The following is a 12,169-nucleotide window of genomic DNA, read 5'->3' on the forward strand; positions in this document are numbered from 1 at the left end:
GAGGAGTATTGGAGCGCCGTCATCCCTCAAGCACTGCGGAGTCCGCGGGCTGGCTTGAGCAGCTCGGGTCGGGGTGGGTCCAGATCACGGTGCCGTCGGCGAGTTGGCGGTCGGTCCAGCCCCAGAACGTTTTGATCAGGTGATGCCAGCGGCACAGGCATTTCAGATTCGCGGCGTGGGTGGGCCCACCCTGGGCGTAGGGGATGGTGTGGTCCACATCGCAGCCGGCGGCGGGGGCATCACAGCCGGGGAAGCGGCACGTCAGGTCGCGGCATTTGACGAACTCGGTCAAGGCGGTGGAGGGCCGGTAGCGCGGTTCGGGTGCGGCATCGCCGGGGTGGATCAGCGGCACCAGTTGGGCGGTCAGTTTGAGTTCGGCCAACAGTTCGGGGGTGATCACCCCATCGGCGCACCAGCGGCTACCCGGGTGGTCGCTGGCGCCCTCGAGGGTGGGCTGCTCGGCGATGACGTGGATGGTGACCGCGGTGGCATCCGGGCGGGCCCCGGCCGCGCACTGGGTGCGCCCGCAGCGACACCCCAGCCGGGTGGCGCCGGCGGCCAGCGCGCCCAGGGCATCGGCGCGCCGCTGGGCCGGGGTGCGCGGATCATGGACACACACCGTGGCGGCCAGGGCATTGAGCCGCTGATCCAGGGCGTGGGCATCCAGCGGGTTCAAGGTGCCCTCCAGGTAGGACACCGCGCCCTCGGCGGTGTGCCAGATGCTGATCTGGCGATCGTGGTGGCGCTGGCGGCGCTGGCGCACCGCATCAGCATCAACGCGGGCCACGATCGCATCGACCCGGCCCACCAGCCGGCCCTTGCTCAACGAGGGCCAACGCCCGATATTGCCCGCGATCCGGCTATCGACTGTGGCCAGGATCGTGGGATCGGTGATCAACATGGTGCGCGCGGCGATAATCCGAAACGACCCGTAATCCATCTCCCCGGCAATGAACACCTGCGCGGTCAACGGCAACCGCTCGCGCATCACCCGGGCGTCTTCGACCCGGTAAAACCCCGCCCGCTGACTGAGCCGCAACACCGCCGCCACCTCCGCGGCCACCGCCTCCATGGTGTCCACACACCACTCCTCGGTATCAGAGCACCGCGACAACCGGTAAGCGAACAACTTCCCGATCGCCACCAACTGCGCCGCGGCCGCCCGATTCTCCGCCCGCCACCCCGCGCCGAGCTGCTCAAGCCAACCCGCGGACTCCGCAGTGCTCGAGGGATGACGGCGCTCCCAATACTCCTCCTCAGCCGCCCACGCCTCCGGCGAGGGCACCCGCCCCGTCGGCCCCTCCACCGCAGACCGCCCACTGTCGAACATGTGTTCGATTATGCCATAGTGGGGTGACAAGAATCAGAGTCGGTCTTTGACCGCCGCGGAAAGTCGGGACCCGTCGGCCTTTCCTTCGGCGATACCCGTCGCCACCTTCATGACCTGCCCCATCTGCTTCATGGTTGGTCGGTGCCCCAGCGATTCGGCGACCTGGGCGATCGCGGTCTCGACGACGTCGACCACCTCCGCGTCGGTCAGTGGGGTCGGCAGGTAGTCGTCGATGATTCGCGCCTCGGCGTGCTCGTTGGCGGCAAGTTCGCCGCGGCCGTTCTGCGTATAGATCTCGGCCGCTTCGCCCCGTTTGCGCGACTCCCTGGCCAGCACCTTGAGTACCTCGTCGTCGGAAAGCTCTCTGGCCTCCTTGCCCGAGACCTCTTCGGTCTGAATCGCGGCTAGCAGCATCCGCAGTGTTGCCGTCCGCAGCTTGTCTTGCGCCTTCATCGCCTCGGTCAGATCTGCCCTGAGCCGGGATTTGAGTTCCGCCATTCCAGAGACGCTACGCGCCGCTACCCTCGGCGAATGCACGCCTGAGGCGCCAGCGGAACTTAGATTGAGAATTGCATCGACCGCCGACAGGATGGACCCCATGAGAAACGACGACAGCGGCTACCTCAGGTGAGCACGCTGCCGCCTAGTTCGGGCGACCCGGCGCCTGAGACGGAGGCAAACGAGCCACCGCCGACGTACAGTCCGCCCCCGGCATACAGCCCGCCTCCGGCATACGGTCCGCCTCCGGCATACGGTCCACCTCCCGCATACAGTGCACCCCCCGGTTATGGCCCACCACCGGGCTACGGTCCCCCGTCGGGCTACGGTCCTTCTCCGGGCTACGGTCCGCCGCCCGGATACGGCCCCCCGCCGGGTCCCGGTTACGGAGCGGCGCCGTTCGGTCCGCCCCTTATCCCGGGCGCGGTCAAGCCCGGCATCATCCCGCTGCGACCGCTGACGCTGAGCGACATCTTCAACGGCGCCGTCGGCTACATCCGCGCCAACCCCAAGCCGACGTTGGGTCTAACCACCATGGTCGTGGTCGTCATGCAGGTCATTTCATTACTCGCGACCATCGGACCACTGACCGCCATCAGTCGGCTGAACTCTGGTGACTCTCCGGCCGATACGGAGGCCAGCCTCGGGGCTTTGGGGGCCTGGACCGCGTCGCTGGCCGGCAGCGCGTTGGTGGGTTGGCTGGGCGGCATGCTGCTCAGCGGGATGCTCACCGTCGTGGTCGGACGCGCGGTGTTCGGATCGCCGATCACCATCAAAGAAGCGTGGACGAAGGTTCGCGGGAGGCTGCCCGCGCTTTTCGGCCTGGCGCTGCTGGAAGCGGTCGGGATCGCGGTGGTCGTCGGGTTGGTCGTGGTGATCCTGGTCGGCGTCACGGCTGCCGCCAACGCCGCGGCCGCGGTCCTGCTGGGCCTGCCGTTATTGCTCCTGGTGCTGCTGTTGCTGGCCTATGCCTACACCGTGCTGTTGTTCGCACCGGTACTGATCGTGCTGGAGAGATTACCGGTACTCGACGCGATCGCCCGGTCTTTTGCTTTGGTACGCAACAGTTTTTGGCGGGTGCTGGGCATCCGGTTACTGGCGGCGCTGGTGGTCGGCATCGTCGGCGGCGCGATTTCGGCGCCCTTCAGTGTGGTCGGCGAGATTCTGCTGATGGGCTCCTCGAGCACCACCACGCTGCTCGTCGGTACCACGCTGTCGTCCATCGGCGGTGCGGTCAGCCAGATCGTCACTGCGCCTTTCGTCGCCGGTGTGGTGGTGCTGCTCTACACCGACCGGAGAATCCGGGCCGAGGCGTTCGATCTGGTGTTGCAGACCGGCGCTCAGGGCGGACCGGCCGCGGTCGAATCCACCGACAACCTATGGCTCACCAGGCCTTTCTGAAGAGCTGACAGTGCCCTTCATCGACATCGACCGTGACGCCGCGCATGAGGCTGCCCAGCGCGAACTGAACAAGCCGATCTATCCCAAACCGTCGGTGACCGACGCGATCTTGGACAAGATCAACGAGTTCCTGCTTCGGCTGTTGGCGAAGACCTCGCAGATATCCGGCGGCTGGTTCACCGTCACCGTAATGCTCATCCTGGTGGTGATTGCCGTCGTCGTCGCAGTCCACGTCGCGCGCCGTACCATGCGCACCAACCGCGGCGGCGATTACGAACTGTTCGACGTCGGCCAGCTCACCGCGGCCCAACACCGGGCCACGGCGGAAAGCTTTGCCGCCGAGGGCAACTGGTCGGCCGCGATCCGACACCGGCTCCGCGCGGTGGCGCGGGAACTGGAAGAGACCGGCGTGCTCGCACCCGTGCCCGGCCGAACCGCAAACGAGTTGGCCAACGACGCGGGACAGGCCCTTCCGCATCTGGCCGGTGAATTGGACCAGGCGGCAACGGCTTTCAACGATGTCACCTACGGAGAGCGGCCCGGCACCCAAGCCGCTTACCAGATGATCGCCGACCTCGATGACCACCTGCGCTCGCGGGCCACCGGTACTGCGCCGGTGGAACACGCCGCGGTGCCGAACTCCTGGGCGCAGGTCCGGTGACGTCCACCCGTCCGGCCACCGAACAGTTGCGCCAGCGGCGCCCCTGGCGTGGGGTGCTGCTCGCGTTGGCAGCGCTCACCGTCGTCGCCGCGATCACCACATATCTGACCGCACCCCGGCCGGGCGGCACGATGGATCCCGAGGCCACCAGCCCATCCGGGGGGCACGCGCTGGTGGCGCTGCTCCGCGACGGCGGCGTTGAGGTGGTGGTGGCCAACACCGTCGCCGACGTCGAGCGCGGCGCGCGTCCGGACACCCTGCTGCTGATTGCGCAAACCCAATACCTCACCGACAACACGCTGTTGGGGCGACTGGCCGACGTCCCCGGTGACCTGTTGCTGGTGGACCCGACCACCCGCGCCCGCACGGCGCTGACCCCGAAACTGCGGGTGGGTGCTCCCGACGAGTTCGGCAACGAGCCGAATTGCCCCCTGCCGCAGGCCAACCGGGCGGGGGCAGTGAATTTCGGACCTACTGACGCCTACCGGGCCAAGGGCGATCTGGACCTGGTCAGTTGTTACGGCGGCGCCCTGGTCAGTTACCGCGAGCAGGGCCGAACCGTCACCGTGGTCGGTAGCAGCCACTTCATGACCAACGACGGACTCCTGGAAGAAGGCAATGCCGCGCTGGCGATGAACCTCGCGGGTGCCCGGCCCCGGGTCATCTGGTACGCACCGCAGCGCGCCGAAGGGCACAGCACCCCGCACGGGTCCATCTTCGACTTGATCCCGGAGAACGTGACGTGGATCGTCTGGCAGCTCTGGCTGGTGGTGATCCTGGTCGCGCTGTGGAAGGGCCGGCGCCTCGGGCCGCTGGTAGCCGAGGAACTTCCGGTCGTGGTCCGTGCCTCGGAGACGGTGGAAGGCCGCGGCCGCCTCTACCGGTCCCGGCGCGCCCGCGATCGTGCCGCGGAGGCATTGCGGACGGCGACGCTACAGCGGCTGCTGCCCCGGCTCGGCCTCGGCCCCAGTGCCGCACCAGCGGCCGTCGTGATGACGGTCGCCGAGCGCTGCGGGGCCACCCCGGACCTCGTCCAATACCACCTATTTGGTCCACCGCCGGCGAATGACGGCGACCTACTCCAGCTAGCCCGTGCGCTGGACGACATCGAAAGGCAGGTCACCCACTCGTGACACAGTCCACCGCCCCGACCGCCGACACCGCCCGTGCGGCACTGCTGGAGCTGCGCTCTGAGATCGCCAAAGCCGTTGTCGGACAGGAGGGTGTGATCAGCGGCCTGGTGATCGCGCTGCTGTGCCGTGGCCACGTGCTGCTGGAAGGTGTTCCCGGAGTTGCGAAGACACTGATGGTGCGCGCCTTGGCCGCTGCCTTGCAGCTCGAATTCAAGCGGGTGCAGTTCACCCCGGACCTGATGCCGGGCGATGTCACCGGCTCGCTGGTCTATGACACGCACACCGCGGAGTTCGCTTTCCGGCCCGGTCCGGTGTTCACCAACCTGCTGCTGGCCGACGAGATCAACCGGACGCCACCCAAGACGCAAGCCGCACTGCTCGAGGCGATGGAGGAGCGCCAGGTCAGCGTGGACGGGGAACCGAAACTCCTGCCGGACCCGTTCATCGTCGCCGCGACCCAGAACCCAATCGAGTACGAAGGCACCTACCAGCTGCCCGAAGCCCAACTCGACCGCTTTCTGCTCAAGCTGAATGTGACGCTTCCGCCGCGCGACGCCGAGATCGCGATCCTCGGCCGGCACGCTCACGGCTTCGATCCGCGCGACCTCTCCGCGATCAAGCCGATAGCCGGACCGGCAGAGCTGGCGGCCGGACGCGAGGCGGTGCGTCAGGTGCTGATCGGCGATGAAGTGCTGGGCTACATCGTCGACATCGTCGGCGCTACGCGTTCCTCTCCCGCTCTGCAGCTTGGTGTTTCGCCACGCGGCGCGACCGCGCTGCTGGGCACCGCCCGGTCCTGGGCCTGGTTGTCCGGACGCAACTACGTCACCCCGGACGACGTCAAGGCGATGGCCCGTCCGACGCTGCGGCACCGCATCATGCTGCGTCCGGAGGCGGAGCTCGAGGGTGCCACGCCCGACGGCGTCCTGGACGGAATCCTGGCCTCGGTCCCGGTGCCCCGCTAGTGATTCTCACCGGACGCACCGGGCTGCTGGCGCTGATATGCGTCCTGCCCATCGCGGTATCACCCTGGCCTGCAAAGGCTTTCGGGATACTGCTGCTGGTGCTGGCCATCTTGGTGGTCATCGATGTGGTGCTGGCCGCCAGCCCCCGTCGCCTCCGCTTCACCCGTTCGCCGGACACTTCAGCTCGGCTGGGCCAGCCGGTAACGGCAGGCCTGCTGGTGCAGAATGACGGACGGCGCCGGTTCCGTGGCCGGATTCGCGATGCCTGGCCGCCCAGCGCGCGCGCCGAACCACGGACCCAGCCGCTGGTTTTGGCCGCCGGTCAGCGCCAGCAATTGGAGACCCGGCTGCGACCGGTGCGACGGGGCGACCAGCGTGCTGCCGCGGTCACGGCTCGCTCGATCGGCCCGTTGGGTTTGGCGGGACGGCAGAGTTCACAGTCGGTGCCTGGGCAGGTGCGGGTTCTGCCACCGTTCTTGTCGCGCAAGCACCTGCCGTCGCGGTTGGCCAAGTTGCGGGAGATCGACGGGCTGCTGCCCACCCTGATCCGCGGACAGGGCACCGAATTCGACTCGCTGCGTGAATATGTCGTAGGCGACGACGTCCGGTCGATCGACTGGCGGGCCAGCGCGCGACGCACCGACGTCATGGTTCGGACATGGCGGCCCGAACGTGACCGGCGGGTGGTCATCGTGCTCGACACCGGACGCATGGCAGCGGGACGAGTCGGCGTCGATCCGACGGCGGCCGATCCCGCCGGCTGGCCCCGGCTGGACTGGGCGATGGACGCGGCGTTGTTGTTGGCGGCGCTGGCCTCCCGCGCCGGTGACCATGTCGACTTCCTGGCCCACGATCGGGTGAGCCGGGCCGCGGTGTTCGGAGCGTCGCGCACCGAGTTGCTCGCGCAATTGGTTGACGCGATGGCTCCACTGCAACCGGCACTCGTCGAATCCGATTGGCGCGCAATGGTCGCGGCGACTCTGCGGCGCACCCGCCGACGGTCGCTGGTGGTGTTGCTGACGGACCTCAACGCCACCGCCCTGGACGAGGGATTGCTGCCCATGCTCCCGCAGCTGTCGGCCAAGCACCACGTGCTGGTCGCCGCGGTCGCCGACCCGCGGGTGGATCAGCTGGCCGCCGGCCGATCGGATGCGGCGGCGGTGTACGACGCGGCCGCAGCCGAACGCGCGCGCAACGAGCGGCGGGCCATCGCCTCCCGACTACGCCGCAGCGGGGTGGAAGTCGTCGATGCGCCCCCAACCGAGATCGCGCCCGGTCTCGCCGACCGCTACCTGGCGATGAAGGCGACCGGCCAGCTCTGACGCTCGGCTAGTGGGCCCACCGTGCAGCCCACGACGGTCCCGCGGCGTGTCGCGCCGTGAGATTCACACTCGCAGGGCTAGCTCGCCAGGGCTAGCCGGTCGGCACGACGTCGGGCGCGTCCTCGATGTCCCCGGTCTCGCCCGCCGCGACGGCCTTGCGACCGAAGTACACGACGTAAGTCAGGAACGCCGCCTCAGCCAGGACACCGATACCGATGCGCGCGAACGTCGGCAGCGGCGACGGCGTCACCATCGCTTCGATCAGCCCCGCCACGAGCAGCACGCCCACCAGTCCCACGGCGACCGACACCACCGCGCGGCCCTCCTCGGCCAGCACCTGCCCCCGCGGGCGATCACCCGGCGAGATCACCGACCAGCCCAGCCGCATCCCGGTTGCAGCGGCGAGGAACACCGCCGTCAGCTCCAGCAGACCGTGCGGTAGCAGCAGGCCCAGCAGCAAACCACCCTTGCCCGCCTGGAACATCAGGCCCGCGATCACCCCCACATTGGCTGCGTTCTGGAAGAGCACGAACGGAATCGGAAGTCCCAGTAGGACTGACATCGCAATGCACTTGGCCGCAACCCACGAGTTGTTCACCCACACCTGCAGCGCGAACGCCGCCGCAGGATGCTCGCTGTAATAGGACTCGACATCATGGTTTACCAGCTCGTCGATGTCCGCCGGTGTCCCGATGACCGACTGCACCTCGGGGCTGCCGGCAACCCAGAACGCCATGACCACGACCACGGCGAAAAACGCCAGCGCTGTGGCCAGCCACCAACGCCAGGTTCGGTACGCGACGACCGGGAACGACACCGTCCAGAACCGCACGAAGGTACTGGTGAGCGGGGCATGCGCCCCGGTGACCGCGGAGCGTGCGCGGGCGACCAGGCTAGATAGCCGGCCGGTCACCTCGGAGTCGGACGACACCGACCGCAGCATCGACAAGTGAGTGGACACGCGCTGGTAAAGCTCGACGAGTTCATCGATTTCGGCACCGGTGAGCGAACGGCGCCTCTTGATCAACTCCTCGAGCCGGTCCCAAGTGCTGCGGTGAGTCAGCAGGAACGCGTCGACGTCCACCATCGCAGCCTACCCAGCGGCAACCCGGCGGCAGTGGCTGTACCGTTCCGGAGTATGTCCGAGGTGGTAACCGGGGACGCGGTCGTACTCGACGTCCAGATCGCCCAGCTGCCGGTACGTGCGCTAAGCGCAATCATCGACCTCACCGTGATTTTCGTCGGCTACTTCCTCGGACTGCTGTTGGGGGCGGCCACGCTGTCCCAGTTCGACTCGGCCTTGACGGTCGCGTTCGTCATCATCTTCACGGTGCTGGCCATAATCGGCTATCCGATCGCCATCGAGACCGCGACGCGGGGCCGTTCACTTGGCAAGATGGTGATGGGGCTGCGGGTGGTGAGCGACGACGGCGGCCCAGAACGCTTCCGCCAAGCCGTGTTTCGCGCGCTCGCGTCGGTGGTGGAGATCTGGATGCTGCTCGGCAGCCCGGCCGTGATCTGCAGTGTGCTCTCACCGAAGGCAAAGCGGGTGGGTGACATTTTCGCCGGCACCGTCGTGGTCAGCGAACGCGGACCCCGATTGACGCCGCCGCCGATGATGCCGCCGCAACTGGCGGGGTGGGCGTCGTCGCTGCAACTATCCGGACTGTCCGCCGGACAGGCTGAGGTCGCCCGCCAATTCCTTTCCCGGGCAATGCAACTCGACCCGGCGCTGCGAGACCAGATGGCTTACCGCATCGCCAACGATGTGGTTTCCCGCATCGCGCCCCCACCACCACCCGGAGTCCCGCCCCAGCTGGTTCTGGCCGCGGTGCTGGCGGAGCGACATCGTCGCGAGCTTGCCCGGCTCCATGCCAGCATCCCCCCGCAGCCCGGACCGCCGCCCCCGCGTTGGCCGGCGGGGCCCCCGCCAGCACCGGGGCCGACACCCGCGCCTACCTCGTGGCCGTCGCGGGCAGCAGAACCGGAACCGGAACCGAACCGGCCCCCAGACCCGGGCGGATTCGCACCGCCGAGTTGATCACTGTGCGACGCTGGCCGCCAGAATCGCGACGTCGCCGATCAACAGGGCCAAACCGGCCAGCGGCACCAGGAAACCGGTGCGCCGCTTTGCGGTGAAGACCGAGGTGACGATCACCAGGAGCGCCACCAGCGGCGGGCCGTAGAACAAGACGTCGAAATTGATCCCGCCACCGAGCTTGGGGCACCGCTGTTGCGTACACGAGTCGGTGCTCATCACAGCTCCGAGCGCGAACAGCATCACGATGGCCGCCCCTGGAACGGTCAGCAGTGCCAGCACCCAGTTGACCCGGGCCCGCGCCTTGGCGCCGTCGTCGCCGCTCGCGTCGGGGCCGCTACCAGGACCGGAAGCCATGGTCAGGTCGCGGTTGTTGCCGTTCATGCGTCAGGTGCTACCCAGCACCCAGGGGTTGCAAACGGGTAGGCGCAGGGCAAAATCGTTGCATCACGTTCGTTCACGATATATCGTGATATGTAACGATACACCCACGAACTATAGGAACCAGACATGAACACTCCTTTCAGTCCTTTCGGTCCCCTCGACGGACCATCTATCCCACGACCGGGATTCGGTTTCGGCCCTCCCGGCTTTGGCGGCGGAGTCCGGCCGGGGCCGGCTCAGCGCCGCGCGCTGCTTGGTGCCCGGCGGGCGGCCCGACGCGAATTTTTCGACCAGCTCCGCGACCACGCCCAAGATCATGACGGACCGTTGGGCTTCGGTCCCGGTTTCGGACCGGGCTTCGGGCCTGGGTTCGGCCCCGGCTTCGGCTTCGGTCCGGGCGGCCGTCGCGGCGGACGCCGAGGTGGCCGCGGCCGGCGCGGCGACGTCCGCGCGGCCATCCTGACGCTGCTCAAAGAGCGGCCCATGCATGGTTACGAGATGATCCAGGAAATCGCCGAACGCAGCAACGGACTATGGAAGCCGAGCCCCGGGTCGGTCTATCCGACGCTGCAACTACTCGCCGACGAGGGCCTGGTCAGAGCCAATGACAGCGACGGCAGCAAGAAGCTGTTCGAGCTGACCGACGACGGACGTGCCGCCGCCGAACAGCTGTCCACCCCACCCTGGGAGGAGATCGCCGAGGGAGTGGACCCGGGCCACATCAACCTGCGGACCGCCGCCCGCCAATTGTTCGGTGCGGTCGCGCAGTCCGCGCACGCCGCCAGCGCCGAGCAACAGCAGCGCATCACCGACGTGCTCAACAATGCGCGCCGCGAGATCTACGGGATCCTCGGCGAGGACTGAGGCCCGGCCTCGTCGCGAACCTAGGACACGTCGACCCAGTCCAGGGTTCGCTGCACGGCTTTGCGCCAACCCGCGTACCCCTGCGCGCGCTGGTCGTCATCCCAGTCCGGCGTCCAACGCTTGTCTTCGTGCCAGTTTTGGCGCAGGTCATCCGGGCCGTCCCAGAAGCCGACCGCCAGACCCGCGGCGTAGGCGGCGCCTAGCGCGGTCGTCTCGGCCACCACCGGCCGCACCACGTCCACGCCCAGCACGTCGGCCTGGATCTGCATGCACAGGTCGTTGCCGGTGATGCCGCCGTCGACCTTCAGCACTTCCAGACGGACACCGGAATCGGCTTCCATGGCATCGACCACGTCGCGACTCTGATAGCAGATCGCCTCCAGCGTCGCGCGAGCCAAATGAGCATTGGTGTTGAACCGGGACAGACCGACGATCGCTCCCCGGGCGTCCGAGCGCCAGTACGGCGCGAAAAGCCCGGAGAATGCCGGTACGAAGTACACGCCGCCGTTGTCGGCGACCTGTCTGGCCAACGACTCGCTTTGCGCGGCGCCACTGATGATGCCCAGTTGATCGCGCAGCCACTGCACGGCCGAGCCGGTAACCGCGATCGAGCCCTCCAGGGCGTAGACGGGTTTGGCATCGCCGAACTGGTAGCAGACCGTGGTCAGCAGGCCGTTGTCGGACCGCACGATCGTCTCGCCGGTGTTCAGCAACAAGAAGTTGCCGGTGCCATAGGTGTTCTTCGCCTCGCCCGCGTCCAGGCATACCTGTCCCACCATCGCCGCGTGCTGGTCGCCGAGCACCCCGGTGATCGGAATCTCGCCGCCCACGGGACCGGCGTCCGACGTGACGCCGTAGGGCTGCAGCGGCGAGGACGGCTCGATGGTGGGCAGCATCGCCCGCGGAATGGAGAACAACGACAGCAGTTCGTCGTCCCAGTCCAGCGTCTCCAGGTTCATCAGCATGGTGCGGCTGGCGTTGGTCACGTCGGTGACGTGCACGCCGCCGCGCGCGCCGCCGGTGAGATTCCACAGCACCCAACTGTCTGCGGTGCCGAACAGGGCGTCACCGCGCTCGGCGTCGGCGCGCACCCCGTCGACGTTGTCGAGGATCCACTGCAACTTGCCGCCGGAAAAATAGGTGGCCGGCGGTAGGCCAGCCTTTCGGCGGATGATGTCGCCGCGGCCGTCCCGGTCCAGCGCTGAGGCGATGCGGTCGGTGCGGGTGTCCTGCCAGACGATGGCGTTGTAGTAGGGGCGCCCGGTCTGCTTGTTCCACGCCAGCGTCGTCTCGCGCTGGTTGGTGATGCCCAGGGCGGCAATGTCTTTCGCGGAGATGTTGCTGGCGTTCAGCACCGACATGAGCACCGAGACCGTGCGCTCCCAGATTTCCACCGGATTGTGTTCGACCCAGCCGGCGCGAGGCAGGATCTGGTCGTGCTCGAGTTGATGACGAGCGACCTCGGCGCCGTCATGATCGAAGATCATGCAGCGGGTGCTGGTGGTGCCCTGGTCGATAGCGGCAACGAACTCAGCCAATTGGCCTCCTAGGGGCGACGACGGACACTGCATGT

The 12,169-nt window shown here is 67.8% G+C and carries 12 protein-coding genes; 7 read left to right on the top strand and 5 right to left on the bottom strand.

The genetic code is table 11. From position 1 onward, the window contains the following. Positions 1–19: 19 nt before the first annotated feature. Together A5645_RS00025 and A5645_RS00030 are read right to left on the bottom strand one after the other, a co-directional pair. On the bottom strand, positions 20–1,330 hold the full coding sequence (locus tag A5645_RS00025; protein WP_065128059.1) for an HNH endonuclease signature motif containing protein: 1,311 nt from the start codon (positions 1,328–1,330) through the stop codon (positions 20–22). Between the two features lie 33 nt (positions 1,331–1,363). Beyond that, positions 1,364–1,828 carry a GatB/YqeY domain-containing protein gene (locus A5645_RS00030; RefSeq protein WP_036362801.1) on the bottom strand — a complete coding sequence of 155 codons (465 nt, stop codon included), beginning with the start codon at positions 1,826–1,828 and terminating at the stop codon, positions 1,364–1,366. A gap of 75 nt (positions 1,829–1,903) precedes the next feature. Here A5645_RS00030 and A5645_RS00035 point away from each other — a divergent pair, with 75 nt between their 5' ends. Genes A5645_RS00035 through A5645_RS00055 form a run of 5 tightly spaced genes read left to right on the top strand, consistent with a single transcriptional unit; the run spans position 1,904 to position 7,310 of the window. Beyond that, positions 1,904–3,229: a DUF7847 domain-containing protein gene (locus A5645_RS00035; protein WP_436405455.1), complete on the top strand. Its 1,326-nt coding sequence runs from the start codon at positions 1,904–1,906 to the stop codon at positions 3,227–3,229. Positions 3,230–3,239: 10 nt separating this feature from the next. Beyond that, on the top strand, positions 3,240–3,890 hold the full coding sequence (locus tag A5645_RS00040; RefSeq protein ID WP_065128060.1) for a DUF4129 domain-containing protein: 651 nt from the start codon (positions 3,240–3,242) through the stop codon (positions 3,888–3,890). Then, positions 3,872–5,023 (top strand): DUF4350 domain-containing protein, encoded by a 1,152-nt coding sequence (locus A5645_RS00045; RefSeq protein ID WP_065128061.1) that lies wholly within the window; start codon positions 3,872–3,874, stop codon positions 5,021–5,023. The genes A5645_RS00040 and A5645_RS00045 overlap by 19 nt, the downstream gene beginning before the upstream one ends. Further along, positions 5,020–5,988 carry an AAA family ATPase gene (locus A5645_RS00050; RefSeq protein WP_065123486.1) on the top strand — a complete coding sequence of 323 codons (969 nt, stop codon included), beginning with the start codon at positions 5,020–5,022 and terminating at the stop codon, positions 5,986–5,988. The genes A5645_RS00045 and A5645_RS00050 overlap by 4 nt, the downstream gene beginning before the upstream one ends. Continuing rightward, positions 5,988–7,310: a DUF58 domain-containing protein gene (locus tag A5645_RS00055; RefSeq protein ID WP_065128062.1), complete on the top strand. Its 1,323-nt coding sequence runs from the start codon at positions 5,988–5,990 to the stop codon at positions 7,308–7,310. Before A5645_RS00050 ends, A5645_RS00055 begins: the two co-directional genes overlap by 1 nt. Before the next feature lie 91 nt (positions 7,311–7,401). Here A5645_RS00055 and A5645_RS00060 read toward each other — a convergent pair whose 3' ends face one another. Next, the gene (locus A5645_RS00060; RefSeq protein WP_065037928.1) at positions 7,402–8,394 is read right to left on the bottom strand and encodes a stage II sporulation protein M; all 993 of its coding nucleotides are present in this window, start codon (positions 8,392–8,394) and stop codon (positions 7,402–7,404) included. 54 nt (positions 8,395–8,448) lie between these two features. Between A5645_RS00060 and A5645_RS00065 the strand changes: the two genes are divergently transcribed. After that, a complete protein-coding gene (locus A5645_RS00065; RefSeq protein WP_065128063.1) occupies positions 8,449–9,351 on the top strand; it encodes an RDD family protein in 903 nt (300 codons plus the stop codon). Here the strand turns inward: A5645_RS00065 and A5645_RS00070 are convergent, their stop codons facing one another. Beyond that, the gene (locus A5645_RS00070) at positions 9,352–9,732 is read right to left on the bottom strand and encodes a hypothetical protein (RefSeq protein ID WP_065128064.1); all 381 of its coding nucleotides are present in this window, start codon (positions 9,730–9,732) and stop codon (positions 9,352–9,354) included. It lies immediately after the preceding gene. A 126-nt stretch (positions 9,733–9,858) separates the two neighbouring features. Here A5645_RS00070 and A5645_RS00075 point away from each other — a divergent pair, with 126 nt between their 5' ends. After that, positions 9,859–10,596 carry a PadR family transcriptional regulator gene (locus A5645_RS00075; RefSeq protein ID WP_065128065.1) on the top strand — a complete coding sequence of 246 codons (738 nt, stop codon included), beginning with the start codon at positions 9,859–9,861 and terminating at the stop codon, positions 10,594–10,596. A 20-nt stretch (positions 10,597–10,616) separates the two neighbouring features. Here the strand turns inward: A5645_RS00075 and glpK are convergent, their stop codons facing one another. Next, positions 10,617–12,167 (bottom strand): glycerol kinase GlpK, encoded by a 1,551-nt coding sequence (gene glpK / locus A5645_RS00080; protein WP_065128150.1) that lies wholly within the window; start codon positions 12,165–12,167, stop codon positions 10,617–10,619. Between the last annotated feature and the right edge of the window lie 2 nt (positions 12,168–12,169).

Origin of the sequence: Mycobacterium asiaticum, from assembly GCF_001673635.1 — a bacterium.
GTDB classification, from domain to species: Bacteria; Actinomycetota; Actinomycetes; order Mycobacteriales; family Mycobacteriaceae; genus Mycobacterium; species Mycobacterium asiaticum_C.